Here is a 17,992-nt window from a genome sequence, read left to right as displayed (position 1 = left end):
GTGACCCGATACGACCGCGCCGAGATCGCCGAGTTCGTGGAGCGCTGGATCGAGGCCAACGCGGTGTGCGAGCGCAACAAGGACTGGACGCCGCTGGCCGACTTCTACGCCGAGGACGCCACCTACGGGTGGAACTACGGCACCAAGGACGACTTCATGGCGGTCGGCCGCGACGAGATCCGCGACATCGCGCTCGGGCAGGAGATGGCCGGTCTCGACGGCTGGGAGTACCCGTACGTCCGCACGATCATCGACCCGGAGACCGGGGACGTGTTGTGCCTGTGGAAGCAGATCGCCCGCGACACCGTCGACCCCAGGACGGGCGAGCCGTACGAGGTCCACGGGTTCGGCGGATCCTGGTTCCTCTACAACGGCAACCAGCAGTGGGCGTGGCACCGCGACTTCTTCGACTTCGGCAACGTCGTCGACCTGTTCATGCGCATGTACGAGGCGGACGTCCTGACCGACTCCATGAAGCAGCGGTTCGAGGCGGCCGGAGACAAGCCGGCGGGCTGGTACCGCATCGAGGACGGCCCGGCACCGCTGTGGCCCGTCTCCTCCCCGGACGAGGTCTGAGTCCCGTGAGCAACTCCTCGCCACGCGATCCCCTCGAGGCCCTCGACCACGCCACGCTCGCCCGGCTCCTGCCCGACCTGCTGCTCGTCGGCCAGCTCATCGATCGGGCCGGCATGCCCGCCCTGCTCGGCGAGTTCGGCGTCGACGGCATGAGGGACGTGGCGATCGAGGAATGGCAGGCCGCCAGTCCCCACTACGCCCGCCGCATGAAGGACGCACTGTCGATCACCGGCGACGGGGTCGCCGAGATCTTCAAGGGCTTCCAACTGGACGTCGGCGCCCCGCCGGAGTTCATGGACTTCCGGTACTCGGTGACCGACCACGACAACGGTGAGTTCTGGCTGGACCACTGCGGCGCCCTCATGGACGTCGAGCCGATGGGGGACCGGCTGGTCACCACCATGTGCCACGACATCGAGGACCCCACCTTTCCCGCCACCGCGCTGGCCACCAACCCGCTCGCGGTCGTCGAACCCATCCACCGCCCGCTCCGCGCCCCGGAGGGCCGCACCCCGCACTGCCACTGGCGGGTGCGGATCGACCCGGACGGCGAGCCGTTCCCGGTGCCCGGACCCGCGCTCGAGTCCGCGTCCAGCCGGATCATCGGCTTCCGGTTCGACCCCCCGGCGCCCCGGGACACCGCCGGCGAGGGCCCGCGCGACGACTATGCGGGACCGCTGCTGACGGACCTGGTCTTCTCCGAGTTCACCTCTGCCGCACTCATCCGGATCACCCGCGAGGTCTATCTCCAGATGCACCTGCTCGCAGTGGGCTTCCACCAGTCGGTGCGGCGTCGGTCGGACACCGAGACCGCCGACCGGCTCCTCGCCTATCAGGCCACCGGCATCGCCGGTGTCGCGGCGGGACGGATCCGCGAGGTCCTGGGCGTGGGCCCCGACACGCTCGGCCTCGCCACCGTGCTCGACCTGCACCCGATGGCCGGGCCGACCGCCTACACCGGCTTCTCGTCGGAGGTGTCCGCAGACGGCACCGAGCTGACGGTCCGCTGGGACACCGCGGCCGACGGGTTCGCCGACGACACCTGGCTTCCGCTGCTCGCCCGGGACGGCCTTCGGCCCCTCGCCGCCGCCGCGCAGGCCGTCGACCCGCACTGGACAGTGGAGCGAGTCCCGACGGACGGCTCGCACGTGGAGGCGGTCCTGCGGTTGGGCGACGAGCCGGCCACGGAGGGCGAGGAGGCCGCCGTCACCCGCATCAGCACCGGCGCGGCGTTCACCTTCGGGCCCACCCGCACCCCGCTCCCCATCACGCCCGTCTGAGCCGACCCCACCCGACGAGTCCGCTCCACCCGAGTAGCCCGCCCCGGAGGACCCCGTAATGGCACACACCCTGGCAGATCTCTTCGAGCAGGCGGTCGACGCGTACGGACGCGACCGGCTCGCGGTGGTGGAGGACGACCGCCGGCTCACGTACGCGGACCTGGAGGCCGAGGCCAACCGGTGGGCGGACGGGCTGGCCTCCCGGGGGGTGGGTCCCGGCGATCACGTGGCGATCCACCTGCGCAACGGGGTGGACTGCATCGCGCTGTTCCTCGGCGTCCTCAAACTCCGCGCCGTGCCCGTCAGCATCAACTACCGCTACGCGGGATCCGAGCTGGGGTACCTGTACGACTACTCCGACTCCTGCGCCCTGGTCTTCCATCGCGAGTTCACCCCGGCGGTGGCGGGTGCGGTCGGGGACGCGGAGCGGCTGCGTCACCTCATCGTGGTCGAGGACGGATCCGGGGCGGGGGAGCTGCCGTCCGGCACGCTCGACGCCCGGGAGCTCCTCGCCGCGGCCTCGCCGGACCGGGCACCGGTGGAACGCAGTGCGGACGACCTGTTCCTCGTCTTCACGGGCGGTACCACCGGCAAGCCGAAGGGCGTGATGTGGCGGCAGGAGGACCTGTGGCGCAGCCTCGGCGGCGGCAGTGATTACTACACCGGGGAGCCGGTGCCCGACGAGTACCACCAGTCCCGTGCCGGACTGGGCGGGGACCCCGCACGCTATCTCGTGCTGCTCCCGCTCATCCACACCTCCGGGCTCATGCCCTCGTTCACCGCGCTGTTCTCCGGGGGCACGTGCCACTACCTGCCGCACTTCCGGGCGCCCGACGTGCTCGAGGAGATCGAGAGCGAGAAGATCCAGATCGTCGTCCTCGCCGGCGACGCCATGGTGCGGCCGATGCTCGAACGGATGCGCAACACCGGTGCCGACACCTCGAGCGTGTTCATGGTCAGCTCCGGTGCGGCCTTGTTCTCGCCGTCGGTCAAGGCCGAACTCTTCGAGCTACGCCCCGATCTCATGATCATGGACGCGTTCGGGTCGTCCGAGAGCGGCTTCGGCGGCCTGGGAGTCGTGACGAGGGCGAACGTCGACGACGGGTCCCTGTTCGCAGACCACGGCCCCCGCATCCCCCGGGGCAGCGGCCTGCAACTGGTGGACGACTTCGACGAGCCGCTGCCCGACGACTCCACCGAGATCGGCTGGATCGTCAAGGCCGGCTACCAGCCCAGTGGCTACTACAAGGACGCCGCCAAGTCGGCGGAGACGTTCCGCGAGATCGCCGGGACCCGGCGGGTCTTCACCGGCGATCGCGGCAGGTACGACGGCCCGGACACGATCATCATGCTCGGCCGGGGCAGCCAGGTGATCAACTCCGGTGGCGAGAAGATCTTCGCCGAGGAGGTCGAGTCGGCGCTCAAGGCCGCCGAGGGCGTGCAGGACGCCGTGGCGCTGGGCGTGCCCGACGAGCGGTTCGGCCACCGGGTCGGGGCGGTGCTCCAGTGGGATGACGGCCACACCGGGGATTTCGCAGCCCTGGAGGAGGCGCTGCGCGCGACCCTGGCAGGGTTCAAGATCCCGGTCGCGTTCTGGGTCGTCGACAAGGTGGAGCGGCACCCCAGCAGCAAGACGGACTACGGGTGGGCCAAGCGGACCCTCGCCGCCCGTGGACCAGACCACGACCGCCGGCAGTGACCGCGCTCCACCTGGGCGGGCGGGCGTACGCCGTCACCGGATCCTCTCGCGGGATCGGGGCCGCGGTGGCCGAGGACCTGGCGGCCCGCGGCGCCGACGTCGTGCTCAACGGCCGGGATCCACGGGCGCTGGCCGAGCACGTCGACGACCTCGCGGCACGGTCGACCGGCCGGATCCGCGGCGTCGCCGGGTCGGCGCACGAGCCCGCCGTCGCCGAGGAGCTGCTCGCCCGGGCGAGGGAGGGGGACTCGGTCGTGGGCGGGCTCATCACGTGCGCCGGGGTGCCCGAACCGGCGGGGTCGTCGATGCTCACGGTGTCCCACGCCGACTTCGCCGACCTCATCGACGCCCACCTGGGCACTGTGTTCGCCCCGTGTCGCGTCTTCGCGCCACACCTGGTGGAGGCGGGAACGGGTGCGATCGTCACCACGTCGTCGTTCGCCTGGAAGGGCGACTACGGCGGGACCGGCTACCCGGCCGGCAAGGGCGCCGTCACCTCACTCACCATGGCGATCGCGGCGGAACTGGCCGAGCACGGGGTCCGGGCGAACGTCGTGTGCCCCGGCGCGCGCACCCGTCTGTCCAGTGGTGAGGCCTACGAGGAGCAGATCCGGGACCTGGGGCGCCGGGGAATGCTCGACGAGCTGAGTGTGGCCGGGGCACTGGACCCGGCGGGCCCGGAGTACGTCGCACCCCTCTACACCTATCTCGTCTCCGACCTCTCCGCGGGGATCACCGGGGGCGTCTTCGCCGGATCGGGCGGCTTCGTCGGACGATTCCCCACGCCGGAGGCGCAGATCCTGGCGTACCGCGATTTCCACTCGCATGCGCCGTGGACGCCCGAGGAGATCGACGGCCTCCTCCGGACGTGAGCCGCCTCGGGACCCGCGTCGCGTGGCGGCCGCCCGCGGACCGCGCACCGGACGGCGTCCACCGTCAGCGCAGTGCGTCCTCGCGGAACTCACCGGGGAAGTCCACCGACGGGCCGTTGTCGACCTCGCCGCGGCGTAGCTCCACCCGCCTGATCTTGCCCGAGATGGTCTTGGGCAGGTCGGTGAACTGCAGGCGCCGGACCCGCTTGTAACCGGCCAGGTGCGTGCGCGAGTACTCGAAGATCTCGCGCGCCGTGGCCTCGGTGGGCTCCCAGCCGCCGGCCAGGACGACGAAGGCCTTGGGCACGCTCAGCCGCACCGGGTCGGGGGAGGGGACGACGGCGGCCTCGGCGACGGCCGGGTGCTCGAGCAGCACCGATTCCAGCTCGAACGGCGAGATCCGGTAGTCGGAGGACTTGAACACGTCGTCGGTGCGCCCGACGTAGGTGATGTAACCCTCCGCGTCCCGGGACCCCACGTCACCGGTGTGGTAGAAGCCGTCCGCGTAGGCGGCGTCGGTGCGCTCGGCATCACCGTGGTAACCGACCATCAGTCCCAGCGGGCGGGGATCGAGGCGCAGGCAGATCTCGCCCTCCGCGCCGTCGCCGGCGACCTCCTGCCCGGTGGCCGGGTCGACCAGCACCACGTCGAAGCCGGGGCACGGCCGGCCCATCGAGCCGTCCTTGATGGGCTGGCCCGGGGTGTTGGCGATCTGCACGGTGGTCTCGGTCTGGCCGAACCCGTCGCGGATCGTCACCCCCCACGCGTCCCGGACCCGACCGATGACCTCGGGGTTCAGCGGCTCGCCCGCGCCCACCGCCAGGCGGGGCGGGACCTGCAGCTGGGTCAGATCGGCCTGGATGAGCATCCGCCACACGGTCGGGGGGCAGCACAGGCTCGTCACGCCGCAGCGGTCCATCTCGCGCATCATCGCCGCGGCGTCGAAGCGCGAGTAGTTGTAGATGAACACGCACGACCCGGCGATCCACGGGGTGAAGACGTTCGACCAGGCGTGCTTGGCCCAGCCGGGGGAGGAGACGTTGAGGTGGACGTCGCCGGGCTGGAGGCCGATCCAGTACATGGTCGACAGGTGGCCCGCCGGGTAGGAGGCGTGCGTGTGCTCGACGAGCTTGGGCTTGCTGGTGGTGCCGGAGGTGAAGTACAGCAGCAGGGTGTCGTCGGCGTGGGTGGTGTGGGTCGGTTCGAAGTCGGGGGAGGCGTCCATCGCTCCGGCCAGGTCAGTCCAGCCCGCCGGCGTGCCGCCCCGCTCGTCCCCGCCGACCGAGATGCGCTGGTAGTCGCCGGAGATGTCGGCGAACCGTTCGGCCAGCTCGCCGCGCGCGATGACGTGCTTGATGCCGCCGCGCGCAATGCGGTCCCGCAGGTCGCCCTCGGCGAGCAGCGTGGTGGCGGGGATGACCACGGCACCGAGCTTGATCACCGCCAGCATGACGTCCCACAGCTCCACCTGGTTGGCCAGCATGAGCAGGATGCGGTCGCCGGGCTCGACGCCCCGCTCTCGCAGCCAGTTGGCCGTCCGGTCGGACCGGACCCGCATCTCCTCGAACGAGTACTTGGCCTCGGTCGGGGCGCCGCCGCCGTCGTTCTCCTCGACGATCCACAGGGCGGGGTCGTCGTTCCCCTCGGCCTGGACGTCGAACCAGTTCAGTGCCCAGTTCCACTCGTCGAGCTCGGGCCAGGCGAAGCCGTCCCGCGCGGCGTCGTAGTCCAGCGCGTGTGCCTGGAGGAAGTCGCGGGCGGCGCGGAACCGGACGGTGGCCTCGGTGGGCAGCGGGGGCATGGATGCTCCTGTCGACGGAACGTGTGAGTGAGTCAGCTCACAGTAGGTCTGCGGCGGGGCGCGGCGGTACACCCGAAAGGGGAGGGTCCGGGGTCGATCGGGCCCCGGCTATGGATTACTAGGAGTTGCAAGTATATGGTGATGGGCATCACGGGACAGGGGTGAGCGGGCGAGAACAGCGCGCCGCCCCACTGAGGAAGGGACGTCCATGTCGGATCTCAGGCAGGTCGAGCACTACATCAACGGCGCGCGGGTCGCGGCCACCGGGGGGCGGAGCCAGGAAGTGCTCAACCCCAGCACGGGCAAGGCGCAGGCGGTCGTACCACTGGCCACCACGGCCGAGGTCGACGACGTCATCGCCAAGGCAGCCGCCGCGCAGAAGGCGTGGGCCGCGCAGAACCCGCAGAAGCGCGCCCGCGTGCTCATGCGGTTCGTGGACCTGGTCAACCAGAACATGGACGAGCTCGCCGAGCTGCTCGCGATCGAGCACGGCAAGACCACGCCGGACGCCAAGGGCGACATTCAGCGCGGCCTCGAGGTCGTCGAGTTCGCGATCGGCATCCCGCACCTGCTCAAGGGCGAGTTCACCGAGAACGCGGGCACCGGCGTGGACGTCTACTCCATGCGCCAGCCGCTGGGCGTCGTCGCCGGCATCACCCCGTTCAACTTCCCGGCCATGATCCCGCTGTGGAAGGCCGGCCCGGCCATCGCCTGTGGCAACGCGTTCGTCCTCAAGCCCTCCGAGCGGGATCCCTCCGTGCCGGTGCGCCTGGCCGAGCTGTTCACCGAGGCGGGCCTGCCGGACGGCATCTTCCAGGTCGTGCACGGCGACAAGGAGGCCGTGGACGCGATCCTCGACAACGACACGATCCAGGCGGTCGGCTTCGTCGGCTCCACCCCGATCGCGCAGTACATCTACTCCAGCGCCGCCCGCACCGGCAAGCGCGCCCAGTGCTTCGGCGGCGCCAAGAACCACGCGATCATCATGCCGGACGCCGACATGGACCAGGTCGCGGACGCCCTGGTCGGCGCCGGTTTCGGTTCGGCCGGCGAGCGCTGCATGGCCATCTCCGTGGCCGTCCCCGTCGGCGAGGGCACGGCCGAGGCGCTCCTCGAGAAGCTGCTGCCCAAGGTCAAGGACCTCAAGGTCGGCCACAGCCACGATCCGCAGTCCGACTACGGCCCGCTGGTGACCCCCGAGTCCAAGGCCCGGGTCCTCGACTACATCGATCAGGGCGAGAAGGCCGGCGCCGAGCTCCTCGTCGACGGTCGCGGTGTGGGTGCCTACACCGGCGAGTTCAACGGTGAGGACATCTCCGAGGGCTACTACGTCGGCCCGACGCTCATGGACAAGGTCACCCCGGACATGAGCGTCTACACCGACGAGATCTTCGGCCCCGTCCTCGTGGTGGTCCACGCCAAGGACTTCGAGGAGGCCCTGAGCCTGCCCAACGACCACGAGTACGGCAACGGCGTGGCCATCTTCACCCGCGACGGCGACGCCGCCCGCGAGTTCGTCTCCCGCGTCGAGGTCGGCATGGTCGGCGTCAACGTGCCGATCCCGGTCCCGATCGCGTACCACACCTTCGGTGGCTGGAAGAAGTCCGGTTTCGGCGACCTCAACCAGCACGGCCCGGAGTCGATCAAGTTCTACTCCAAGGTCAAGACCGTCACGCAGCGCTGGCCGTCGGGCATCAAGGACGGGGCCGACTTCAACATCCCCACGATGGACTGACCGGCTCGCCCCAGGAGAGGAACACCCATGTTCACCCTTGATGACGACGACAAGGTCATCGTCGACGCCGCACGCGACTTCTCGGACAAGCGGATCGGTCCCAGGGCGCAGGAGTGGGACGAGACCCACCACTTCCCCAAGGACGTCCTCCGCGAGGCTGCCGGGATGGGCATGGGCGCGATCTATGTCTCCGAGGAGGTCGGGGGCAGCGGGATGCGTCGACTGGACGGCGTGCGGATCTTCGAGCAGCTCGCCCGCGGGTGCCCGTCGGTGGCGGCGTACCTGTCCATCCACAACATGTGCGTGTGGATGGTCGACGAGTTCGGCACCGACGAGCAGCGCCGGCAGTGGATCCCCGAGCTGGCCTCGCTCGAGAAGTTCGCCAGCTACTGCCTCACCGAGCCGGGCGCCGGGTCGGACGCGGCGGCGCTGCGCACCAAGGCGGTCCGCGATGGTGATCACTACGTGCTCACCGGGACCAAGCAGTTCATCTCCGGGGGCGGCCAGTCGGACGTCTACCTGGTGATGGCCAGGACCGGGGACGCGGGCCCCAAGGGCATCTCCGCGTTCCTGGTCCCGGCCGACTCGGACGGGCTGAGCTTCGGCCCCGACGAGCAGAAGATGGGCTGGAACGCCCAGCCGACGGCGCAGGTGATCATGGAGGGCGTCCGGGTTCCGGCCGCCAACCTCATCGGCGGCGCGGACACCGGCGGAGAGGGGCTCGGCTTCACCATCGCGATGCGCGGACTCAACGGCGGGCGCATCAACATCGCCGCCTGCTCGCTGGGCGGGGCCCAGGAGGCGTACTCGCGGGCCGTGGCACACGTGCGGGACCGCGAGGCGTTCGGCGGCGCGCTCATCGACGAGCCGACCATCCGGTTCACCCTCGCCGAGATGGCCACCGAACTGGAGGCGAGTCGGCTCATGCTGTGGCGCGCCGCCGCGGCGCTGGACGCCAAGGAACCCGACCACGTGGAGCTGTGCGCCATGGCGAAACTCTTCGTCACCGACCGGTGCTTCGACATCGCGGACCGGTCGCTGCAGTTGTTCGGCGGCTACGGGTATCTATCCGAATACGGAATCGAGAAGATCGTGCGGGATCTGCGGGTGCACCGCATCCTTGAGGGCACGAACGAGATCATGCGCGTCGTCGTCGGCAGGGCCGTCGCCGCGCGCGGACTGGGAGCGTAGGAATGACCAACGAACTGCCGACCGTCGCTTTCCTCGGACTGGGCAACATGGGCGGTCCCATGGCGGCCAACCTCGTCGGTGCCGGCCACGAGGTCCGCGGTTTCGACCCGGTCTCCGCCGCGCAGGAGGCCGCGCGTTCGGCCGGCGTCACCGTGTGCGAGACGCCGGCCGAGGCGGTCCGCGGGGCCGGCGTCGTCATCACGATGCTCCCCAACGGCGCGCTGGTCACCTCCACCTACGACGACGTCCTGGGCGAGGCGGAGGCAGGCACGCTGTTCATCGACTCGTCCACCATCTCGGTCGACGACGCCCGGGCGGTGCACGCCAAGGCCGTCGAGGCGGGGATGCTCCAGGTGGACGCCCCCGTCTCCGGCGGTGTCAAGGGCGCGACCGCGGGGACGCTGGCGTTCATGGTGGGCGGTGAGGACGAGGCGTTCGCCGCGGCGCAGCCGGTCCTCGAGCCCATGGCCGGCAAGGTCATCCACTGCGGCGCCGCGGGGGCCGGCCAGGCCGCCAAGGTCTGCAACAACATGGTCCTGGCCGTCCACCAGATCGCGATCGGCGAGGCGTTCGTGCTCGCGGAGCGGCTGGGGCTCGAGCACCAGGCCCTGTACGACGTCGTCACCGGGGCCACCGGCAACAGCTGGGCGCTGCACACCAACTGCCCCGTGCCCGGCCCGGTGCCCACCTCCCCGGCGAACAACGACTTCACGCCCGGCTTCGCCACGGCCCTGATGAACAAGGACCTGGGACTGGCCCTGGCCGCGCTGGAGAGCACCGGAACGGTCGCGCCGCTCGGTGCGGCGGCCGCGGCGCTGTACGACGAGTTCGCGCAGGACAACGGTGGCAAGGACTTCAGCGCCATCATCACCAGCATCCGCGATTCCGCGCGGAGCTGACCGTCTCCACTCTCGGGAGCTGACCATGACCACCCTTCGACCCAGTGATTCGGACGCGGTCCTCGGCGCCCTGCGACGCGCGCGGCAGGAGTCCGGTCTGCCGATCGTGTTCGCAGGGCAGGCCGACGGCGAGACGGCGAAGCTCAGCCGCTTCATCGGCGTCCGCACGAACTCCATGCAGGGTCTGGCCGTGGCGAAGGGCCGGGGGCTCGGTGGGCACGTCATGGCGTCGGGGCGTCCCGCGACGGTCCGCGACTACGAGGACTGCTCCAGCATCACGCGCGACTACGCCGATGCGGTGGAGCAGGAGGGCCTCCGGGCCATCATCTCGGTGCCGGTGATGGTCTCCGGCGTCGCGCGGACGATCCTCTACGGGTCGGCGCGCGTGGCCACCCAGCTCGGCGACCACGTCGCCAGGACGTTCAACTCGGTCGCCTCGGACCTCGCCGCGGAGTTCCAGGTCAGGGACGAGGTCGACCGCCGGCTGCGGATGGCGGACCTCGCCGCCGCGGAGCACTCCGTCGGCTTCGAGGCCGCGGACCGCGAGCAGCTGCGGGTCCTCCACGGAGAGCTACGGGCGATCGCCGCTGAGCTGGGCGACCCGGCACTGCGCGACCGTCTCCTGGCCGCCGGGTCCGCACTCGCCGGCGTGGGACGGGCGCCCGACGCCGGTGACATCCCGGTTCCCGCCAAGTCGGTGCTCTCGCCGCGCGAGATCGACGTGCTGGCCCAGGTGGCGCTCGGCTGCTCGAACGCCGAGGTGGGGGCGCGGCTCTCGCTGTCCCCGGAGACCATCAAGGCGTACCTGCGCAACATCGGCACCAAGCTCGGCACGCGGTCGCGGATGGAGTCCGTGGCGCGCGCCCGGCTCCTCGGCGTCCTGCCCTGAGCCGCGCCGACCGGCCGGCGGCCCGGAACGGTGGTGCGTGTTGGCAGGTCGCCCTGTCCCGGACCCCCGGACCCCCGGTCCGGCCGCGTCACCCGGACCCCGGTCGCGGGAAGGCGACGTCCCCCGGCCCCCTGTCGCCGCACGGCGACCGCGAGCATCTCGCCGGGACAGTGGCCCCGGTGCGGACACTCGCCCCGCTCTGCGGAACGAACGCCTCGCGCTGCCCGGCGTCGTCCACCCCATGAATCGGGCGGGGTCGACCGTCGTGGCGTCGTCCCGGTGATCGGGGTCCGTGTCGGCGCCGGGGCGATCCAGCCGGACCCGTTCGCTGCGTGCCCGGGGCACCCATGTATCTCGAAGTCCCGGGATTCTCCGTGAGCGCGACCGCCGCGGACGCGGCGAACCGCGCTACCGGCACAGTCGGGCGGGCGAGGGTCTGCAGCTCCACGGTGCTGTCCGGTCATCGACTGCAGCGCCGTCGGAGCCCCGCAGGTCGGCCGTCGCCGCCAGGGCCGAGTCGGGTTCCTCGAATGGTCCGCCAGCCCGCACCGCGCGGATCAGGCCGGTGGCCACACGGTCCAGTCGGACGCGCTCGACCGAACGTCGTGGAGGTGTCGCCGTATACCGTGCCGACACCCCTGCGCGCCCAGTCGCTGGGCAACCCCTTGAGCTCATCGGCGACCAGCTCCGCGAATCGTGCGGCGCCCTCGTCCAATCCGTGGACAGCGCCCGGACCGACAACGGGGAACCGGATGAACCCGGGCATGGCGCCGTCGCGCTCGACCTTGTAGCCGTTGTAGAAGCTCGAGAGCCCTCCACACCCCGCAGCAGGTCCGCGGCGTCCCACGAGCCGCAGTCGGACCGGGGCCTACGAACCGGGGGAGACCCCGCTCGCTGTCGTACCCGCGAGGCGGAGAGCTATACGGACTGGTGGGAAGTCGAGGGCTGGTCGCTGAGCACTCGTGGGGGGAGGGAGGCCGAGGCATCGGGCGCGCTTCTTCGGGCTGGTTGTCGGCGTCTCGCTCGTCTTCCGAGGGACATTCGCGGCGGTGCGCTTCCGGTCCCGCGGTGCCTGGGTCGCCCGGCCACTACGTGATCCGGATCACCGACCATCCACTTTCGGGTGTATCGGGTGTGGCCCCAGTCACATACCTTTTCCTCAATCGACGTTCACTCGTCGGGGAACACGTCCCGCGCCAGGGCCCCCACCCGGCGCCCCACGAGACTTGGAGTTGTCTTGACAGCCACGAACCTCCCCGCCGGGGGTACGGCGCCACAGTCGCCGAACCCGTCAGCGGAGCCCAAGAAGACCTCGCTCACGAAGGTGGCGGCGGCCTCCTCGATCGGAACGACGATCGAGTGGTACGACTTCTTCATCTACGGCACCGCCGCGGCGCTGGTCTTCCCCACTCTGTTCTTCCCAGGCCAGGATGCGGCGGCGGCGACGCTCTCGTCGTTCGCGACCTTCGCGGTCGCCTTCTTCGCGCGCCCGGTCGGCGCCGCGCTCTTCGGCCACTTCGGCGACCGCATCGGTCGTAAGCGCACGCTGGTGTGGACGCTGATGATCATGGGCGTCGCCACCGTATTCATCGGGCTGCTGCCCGGGTACGGCACCGGCGCGTTCGGAATGTTCGAGGGCGGTATCGGCATCTGGGCCCCGACCCTCCTCGTGGTCTGCCGGTTCTTCCAGGGCTTCGCGGTCGGCGGCGAGTGGGCGGGCGCGACGTTGCTCACCGCGGAGTACGCACCCCAGGGCAAGCGCGGGATGATGGGCATGTGGCCCCAGCTCGGTGTGGCCTTCGCGTTCTTCCTCTCTTCGGGGACGTTCCTCCTCTTCTCCCTGATCGCCGGCGACGGCGCCGACGTCGACAGCCCGTTCATGCAGTACGGCTGGCGCATCCCGTTCCTGCTCTCCGCCGTCCTCGTCCTGATCGGGCTGTGGATCCGCATCTCGATCGAGGAGACCCCGGTCTTCCGTCAGACGCAGGAGCGTCAGGCCAGGGAGGCCGCCGCGACCGAGGCCGCCGACAAGGCCGCGAACCGGGCCCCGGCCCCCAAGACGCTGCCGTTCGCCGACGCGATCCGCCACCAGTGGAAGGAGATCCTCATCGCCGGTGGCGCGCTCACCTCGCTGTTCTCCCTCTTCTACATGGGCACCTCGTTCCTCACGAACTACGCCACCAAGAACCTCGAGCACACGCGGCCCTTCGTCCTCGGCATGGGCATGCTCGCCGCCCTGATCTTCGGTGCCGCCATCGCACTGTCCGCCATGTACTCGGACCGGATCGGCCGCAAGAAGGTCATCGGCACCTCGGTGGCGCTGGCCGTGGTCTGGACGCTGTTCGTCTTCCCCATCCTCGACACCGGGTCGCCGATCGCGTTCGCAGTGGTCCTCTTCGTCACGCTGATCATCTTCGGTATCGCCTACGGTCCGGCCGGCGCGCTCCTGCCCGAGTTGTTCCAGGCCCGCTACCGCTACACCGGTGCCGGCCTCGGGTACAACCTCGCCGGCATCCTCGGTGGCGCACTGCCCCCGCTGGCTGCCGCCGCCATGGTCGCCGCGGGCAACACGCTCGGTGTCGGAATCATGCTCTCGCTGCTGTCCGCCATGTCCATGCTCTGCGTGGTGGCCATGACCGAGTCCAGCAAGAACGAGATGCACGCGGACTCCGAGATCACCGAGGACCGCGTCCTCGCCACCGAGGTGCCCTGACCCGCACCTGACGGGACCGGGGGCTCACAGCCCCGAGCGGATCCGTCCCACGAACAGCCGCGCCCGGCCCCACCCGAGAGGGGGCCGGGCGCGGTGTCGTGTCAGGGGTCCGGCGATCGCCACGGTAACACCGACCGGCGGTGGCGGGGAGCGGCCCTCCCGGCCGGGCCGGGTGGGTCAGAAGTCGCCGGCGGACCGGCGAAGCGCGGCGATGGCCTCGATGAGCGCCACCTGATCGTCCTCGTCCATCCCCGGGTCGGCGAACACGCCGGAGTTCAGTGCCGCGGTCGCCTCGGCCACCACCTGCCTGCCCTCGGCCGTGATCTCCACGAGGGTCGTCCGCCCGTCCGTCGGATGCGGCCGTCGCTCCACGAGTCCCGCGTCGAGGAGTCGCTTCATGGCGCTGGTGACGCTGGTGACGTGTACCTGGAGGCGCTCCGAGGCCTTGGTGATGGGCAGCGCTCCGGAGCGGGAGAAGGCCAGCAGCCGGAGGAGTTCGTAGCGGGGGAACGACAGGTTCCACGGCCGCAGGGTGTCCTCGACCCGGGCCAGGAGGATCTGGTGAGCCCGCATCACGGAGGTCACCACCGTCATCCCCTGCGCGGCGTCCGTCCAGCCCTCTCGCTCCCAGTTGGCGCGGGCCTGGTCGATGCGATCGGGGATCGGGGCGGTCCTGGGGGGCAAGGCTCACTCCTGTCGGACGCGGCGGTGGGATGATGGGCAGTCTATCCACACCAACCAGGAGGTTCAGGCGCCGTGGCCGATTCCGATGCGCAATCCCCGCCGGTGGCGACGACGGCCGGGGCGCCCCGGGTCCACGACCGCGCGGCGCAGGTGATCGCGGCCGCCGGCGGCCGGGTGCCGGACGCCCGTGGGGGAGCGGTGTTGGCGGTGGCCGGGGGCGACGACCAGGGCGGCCCGCCCACTGTGGAGCGGGTCGCCGGAGGGTGCGGGGGCGGGCGCCGGGTGCTGCTCGAGGGCAGGGCCGTGGTCCGCTCCGACGGCGTTCGCCCCACGCATCTCCTCGTGTGGGCATCCGGCCCCGACGGCGGGGAGGTGCTGGTCCTGGTGGAGCGGGGGGACCGGGGCGTCTCGCCCTGGCCCGCGGAGGGCACCACGGCAGGGGAGATCGGGTTCGAGGCGGTCCGGCTGGACGCCGATCGGGTCGTGTCCGGCACCCTGAGCTGAGCGTCCGCGGGCGACGCGGTGAGGGGCGGGCCGTGATGTGTCCCGTCTCCGCCGTCGGCGAGGTGGCCCGCAGGGCGCCCGCCCACTCCGGCCGGGGGTGGGGCCCGGATCGCGAGTCGGGGTCCCGGACGACCCGGCGATAGGCTCCGCGTATGAGCACCTCCGTCCAGCAGCGGGGCACCGCGTACGACCCCTCACGCATCCGCCATCCCCACTTCCGGGGACTGGTCACCGACGCTGCCTCCGCTGTGGATCAGATCGCCGATGGTGACACGGTGGCGATCAGCGGGTTCGCCAGCGCGGGCACGCCCAAGGCCTTCGCGCCGGCCCTGGCCGAGCGCATCCGTTCGGTCCGGGCGGCAGGTGGCAGACTCGCCGTCAACCTGCTCACCGGGGCGTCCGTGGCGACCGAGGCCGAGGCGATGCTCGCCGAGGTCGACGGCATCGCGCTGCGGATGCCGTATCAGAGCGAGCCCACGGCCCGCGGCAAGATCAACTCGGGCGAGATGGACTACGTGGACGTCCATCTGTCGCACGTGGCACAGCAGGTGTGGCAGGGCCACTACGGTGACGTGGACGTCGCGGTGGTGGAGGTCGCCGCGATCACCGAGGACGGCAAACTCGTCCCCGCGATGTCGGTGGGCAACAGCAAGACCTGGCTCGACGTGGCGGACAAGGTGATCCTCGAGGTGAACTCGTGGATCCCGGACGGCGTCGAGGGCATGCACGACATCTACTACGGCACGGCGCTCCCGCCGCAGCGCAGGCCGATCATGCTGTCGCGGGCCGACGACCGGATCGGCCAGCCCCTGCTCGAGGTGGACCCGGCCAAGGTCGTCGCCGTGGTGCCCACCGACCAGAGGGACTCCGCCAGCGCCCTGACCAAGCCGGACGCGGTGAGCGACGCCATCGCGGGCCACGTGCTCGAGTTCTTCCACCACGAGGTCGCCGGCGGCCGGATGCCGGCGGGCAGTCTCCTCCCGCTGCAGGCGGGGATCGGCAACGTGGCCAACGCGGTCCTCGCCGGACTGGCGGCCGGCTCGTTCTCCGACCTGACCTGCTACTCGGAGGTCATCCAGGACTCGATGCTCCAGCTCATCCGGGAGGGCACGGTCGCCCACGCCTCGGCCACCGCGCTGGCGTTGTCCGCGGACGGACTGACGGAACTGGTGGACAACTTCGACCTCTACCGCGACCACATCACGTTGCGCCCGCAGGAGATCAGCAACCACCCGGAGATCGTCCGGCGGCTGGGGATCGTCGGCATGAACGGCATGCTCGAGGCGGACGTCTACGGCAACGTCAACTCCACCCACGTGGGCGGGACCCGCATCATGAACGGCATCGGCGGGTCCGGTGACTTCACGCGTAACGGATACGTGTCGATGTTCCTCAGCCCGTCAACGGCCAAGGACGGGGCGGTCTCGGCGATCGTGCCGATGGTCCCGCACGTCGACCACACCGAGCACGACGTCCAGGTGATCGTCACCGAGCACGGCCTCGCCGACCTGCGCGCATTGAGCCCACGCAAGAGGTCGCGTCTCATCGTGGACCGGTGCGCGGACCCCGTCTTCCGACCACTTCTGCACGACTACCTCGATCGGGCCGAGGCCCGTCCGGGTGCCGGCAACACGCCACATATCCTCGAGGACGCCTTCTCGTTCCACACGCGCCTCGCTGCCACGGGGAGCATGCTGGGGTAGGCGTCCGCCCCAGATCGACTAGGAGTCCGAGGATCGATGACGAGCACCCAGAGCCCCCTGCGCATAGGTAACGTCTCGGCGTCGCGGGCAGACCGTGCCACGGCGACGGCCGAGTTCCTCGCGGCCGCGGCGCTGGACGTGCTCGCGCTCGACATGCTCTCCGACGAGGCGATGCTCGATCTGGCCGAGCAGCGGTCCGCGGGCGGACCGGGTTACGAACGGGCGGCGCTGGTCCAGATCGGCGAGTGTCTCGGGCAGCTCGGCGCCGGGGGCGTGCGGATCGTCACCAACGCGGGCGCACTGGACCCCGAGGGCCTCGCCGCCGAATTGCGGTCCGTCGCCCGGGACGCGGGTCTGGACCTGGCAGTGGCCTGCGTCGATGCCGGTGACGTGACGGACCGGACGACCGAACTCGGTCTCGGTGGGGCCGATGTCGCGACGGTGCGTCACGGGGCGTTCGGCATCTCCCGGGCGTTGGCGGCCGGCGCCGTCGTCGTCGTCACCGGGCGCGTCAGTCGCGAGGCCCTCGTCGCCGGCGCCGCGGCGGCCCACCACGGCTGGACGCCGTCCGCCCTGGACTCCCTCGCCGGATCGGTCGCGGTGGGGCACGTGCTCTCCGGTGGCCCCGGCGCGACGGGGGTCGTCGACTCCACGACCGATGTCACCCGCACCACCGATCCGGTCACCGGGGGTTACCCCATCGCGGAGATCGCCGACGACGGGTGCGCGGTCGTCACGCGCCATCCCTCGGCCTTCGGGTCGGTCACCGTCGGGACCGTCACCGATCAGCTCCTCGACGGCGTCGCCGGGGCGCGGTACGCGGCGCCCGACGTGGTGCTGCGGCTCGACTCCCTCAGGCTTGCGCAGGAGGGCACCGACCGGGTCCGGATCAGCGGTGCCCGTGGTGAACCGGCCCCGCCGGTCGTGGCGGTGGTCGCCATGACACGGGGTACCGGTGGCGACCGGCGTCCCGTGCGGGTCGCCCGCCCCCTGGCGCAGGGGGAGACGGGGCACTCCGTGGTCATGCCCGACGGCGCCCGCGTCACGGTCCCGGTGCCGGTCGAGACCGCGCCCATCGGGCCGGGGGAGTTACCGACCCCGTGGACTCCGGGCGCCGTCCCGGGCGGGGAGCCCGTCACCGCCGTCCTGGGCTCGGTCGCGAGTGTGCGACGCGGGGTGGTCGGCCGCGGGGTCAACATCGCGGTGTGGACATGGGACGACTCGGCGTTCGCCTGGTTGGCCGGGGAGCTCACCGTCGAGCGGATCCGTGAACTCATCCCGGGTCTCGACGGTATGGACATCCGGCGCTACCTGCTGCCCAATCTCCGGGCGGTCAATCTCGTGGCCCGCCCGCCACGGGGCGAGGTGCTGCGGCCCGGGCTCGGAGCCGACCTCACGGCGGCCCGCCTGGAGATCCCCGGCGAGCTCCTCGAGGTCGGCCCCTGA

The 17,992-nt window shown here is 71.1% G+C and carries 14 protein-coding genes and 1 pseudogene; 12 read left to right on the top strand and 3 right to left on the bottom strand.

Annotated elements, in window-relative coordinates:
- Positions 1-576 carry a nuclear transport factor 2 family protein gene (locus AYO52_RS10340; RefSeq protein ID WP_067716750.1) on the top strand — a complete coding sequence of 192 codons (576 nt, stop codon included), beginning with the start codon at positions 1-3 and terminating at the stop codon, positions 574-576.
- A 126-nt stretch (positions 577-702) separates the two neighbouring features.
- On the opposite strand, the pseudogene AYO52_RS18905 reads toward AYO52_RS10340, so the two are convergent.
- Positions 703-795: pseudogene (locus AYO52_RS18905) on the bottom strand (IS5/IS1182 family transposase); the annotation flags it as partial.
- Between AYO52_RS18905 and AYO52_RS10335 the strand changes: the two are divergent.
- Genes AYO52_RS10335 through AYO52_RS10325 form a run of 3 tightly spaced genes read left to right on the top strand, consistent with a single transcriptional unit; the run spans position 783 to position 4,427 of the window.
- Positions 783-1,856 carry a hypothetical protein gene (locus AYO52_RS10335; RefSeq protein ID WP_240341249.1) on the top strand — a complete coding sequence of 358 codons (1,074 nt, stop codon included), beginning with the start codon at positions 783-785 and terminating at the stop codon, positions 1,854-1,856. The pseudogene AYO52_RS18905 and the gene AYO52_RS10335 sit on opposite strands and share 13 nt — an antisense overlap.
- Positions 1,857-1,914: 58 nt before the next feature.
- Positions 1,915-3,555 carry an AMP-binding protein gene (locus AYO52_RS10330; protein WP_067716745.1) on the top strand — a complete coding sequence of 547 codons (1,641 nt, stop codon included), beginning with the start codon at positions 1,915-1,917 and terminating at the stop codon, positions 3,553-3,555.
- A complete protein-coding gene (locus AYO52_RS10325) occupies positions 3,552-4,427 on the top strand; it encodes an SDR family NAD(P)-dependent oxidoreductase (protein ID WP_067716743.1) in 876 nt (291 codons plus the stop codon). The genes AYO52_RS10330 and AYO52_RS10325 overlap by 4 nt, the downstream gene beginning before the upstream one ends.
- Positions 4,428-4,491: 64 nt before the next feature.
- Here AYO52_RS10325 and AYO52_RS10320 read toward each other — a convergent pair whose 3' ends face one another.
- The gene (locus AYO52_RS10320; RefSeq protein WP_067716741.1) at positions 4,492-6,228 is read right to left on the bottom strand and encodes an AMP-binding protein; all 1,737 of its coding nucleotides are present in this window, start codon (positions 6,226-6,228) and stop codon (positions 4,492-4,494) included.
- A gap of 208 nt (positions 6,229-6,436) precedes the next feature.
- On the opposite strand from AYO52_RS10320, the gene AYO52_RS10315 reads away from it, so the two are divergent.
- From AYO52_RS10315 to AYO52_RS10295, 5 genes are all read left to right on the top strand, one after another.
- Positions 6,437-7,963: a CoA-acylating methylmalonate-semialdehyde dehydrogenase gene (locus AYO52_RS10315; protein WP_067716738.1), complete on the top strand. Its 1,527-nt coding sequence runs from the start codon at positions 6,437-6,439 to the stop codon at positions 7,961-7,963.
- Positions 7,964-7,990: 27 nt separating this feature from the next.
- Positions 7,991-9,154, top strand: a complete 1,164-nt coding sequence (locus AYO52_RS10310; RefSeq protein ID WP_067716735.1) for an acyl-CoA dehydrogenase family protein — start codon at positions 7,991-7,993, stop codon at positions 9,152-9,154.
- A gap of 14 nt (positions 9,155-9,168) precedes the next feature.
- Positions 9,169-10,053, top strand: coding sequence for a 3-hydroxyisobutyrate dehydrogenase (mmsB, locus tag AYO52_RS10305; protein ID WP_067717005.1), 885 nt, complete (start codon positions 9,169-9,171; stop codon positions 10,051-10,053).
- Between the two features lie 25 nt (positions 10,054-10,078).
- Positions 10,079-10,942, top strand: coding sequence for a LuxR C-terminal-related transcriptional regulator (locus AYO52_RS10300; protein WP_067716732.1), 864 nt, complete (start codon positions 10,079-10,081; stop codon positions 10,940-10,942).
- A gap of 1,237 nt (positions 10,943-12,179) precedes the next feature.
- On the top strand, positions 12,180-13,655 hold the full coding sequence (locus AYO52_RS10295) for an MFS transporter (protein WP_067716731.1): 1,476 nt from the start codon (positions 12,180-12,182) through the stop codon (positions 13,653-13,655).
- A gap of 177 nt (positions 13,656-13,832) precedes the next feature.
- Here AYO52_RS10295 and AYO52_RS10290 read toward each other — a convergent pair whose 3' ends face one another.
- Complete coding sequence (locus tag AYO52_RS10290; RefSeq protein WP_067716728.1) at positions 13,833-14,339, bottom strand: MarR family winged helix-turn-helix transcriptional regulator; 507 nt, start codon at positions 14,337-14,339, stop codon at positions 13,833-13,835.
- A gap of 72 nt (positions 14,340-14,411) precedes the next feature.
- Here AYO52_RS10290 and AYO52_RS10285 point away from each other — a divergent pair, with 72 nt between their 5' ends.
- From AYO52_RS10285 to AYO52_RS10275, 3 genes are all read left to right on the top strand, one after another.
- Complete coding sequence (locus AYO52_RS10285) at positions 14,412-14,843, top strand: hypothetical protein (RefSeq protein WP_067716725.1); 432 nt, start codon at positions 14,412-14,414, stop codon at positions 14,841-14,843.
- 152 nt (positions 14,844-14,995) lie between these two features.
- On the top strand, positions 14,996-16,546 hold the full coding sequence (locus AYO52_RS10280) for a succinate CoA transferase (RefSeq protein WP_067716723.1): 1,551 nt from the start codon (positions 14,996-14,998) through the stop codon (positions 16,544-16,546).
- Between the two features lie 36 nt (positions 16,547-16,582).
- Positions 16,583-17,992, top strand: a complete 1,410-nt coding sequence (locus AYO52_RS10275; RefSeq protein ID WP_067716721.1) for an acyclic terpene utilization AtuA family protein — start codon at positions 16,583-16,585, stop codon at positions 17,990-17,992.

Source organism: Dietzia sp. 111N12-1, assembly GCF_001658045.1.
GTDB classification, from domain to species: Bacteria; Actinomycetota; Actinomycetes; order Mycobacteriales; family Mycobacteriaceae; genus Dietzia; species Dietzia kunjamensis.
Note: the sequence above shows the minus strand (reverse complement) of the source record. Positions and strands in the feature narration are given on the sequence as shown.

What these genes read in the sequence shown, in the direction of transcription:
- AYO52_RS10315 (WP_067716738.1), top strand. Translation starts at nt 6,437, where the DNA reads ATGTCGGATCTCAGGCAGGTCGAGCACTACATCAACGGCGCGCGGGTC.
- AYO52_RS10300 (WP_067716732.1), top strand. Translation starts at nt 10,079, where the DNA reads ATGACCACCCTTCGACCCAGTGATTCGGACGCGGTCCTCGGCGCCCTG.
- AYO52_RS10320 (WP_067716741.1), bottom strand. Translation starts at nt 6,228, where the DNA reads ATGCCCCCGCTGCCCACCGAGGCCACCGTCCGGTTCCGCGCCGCCCGC.
- AYO52_RS10330 (WP_067716745.1), top strand. Translation starts at nt 1,915, where the DNA reads ATGGCACACACCCTGGCAGATCTCTTCGAGCAGGCGGTCGACGCGTAC.
- AYO52_RS10275 (WP_067716721.1), top strand. Translation starts at nt 16,583, where the DNA reads ATGACGAGCACCCAGAGCCCCCTGCGCATAGGTAACGTCTCGGCGTCG.
- AYO52_RS10335 (WP_240341249.1), top strand. Translation starts at nt 783, where the DNA reads ATGAAGGACGCACTGTCGATCACCGGCGACGGGGTCGCCGAGATCTTC.
- AYO52_RS10280 (WP_067716723.1), top strand. Translation starts at nt 14,996, where the DNA reads ATGAGCACCTCCGTCCAGCAGCGGGGCACCGCGTACGACCCCTCACGC.
- AYO52_RS10310 (WP_067716735.1), top strand. Translation starts at nt 7,991, where the DNA reads ATGTTCACCCTTGATGACGACGACAAGGTCATCGTCGACGCCGCACGC.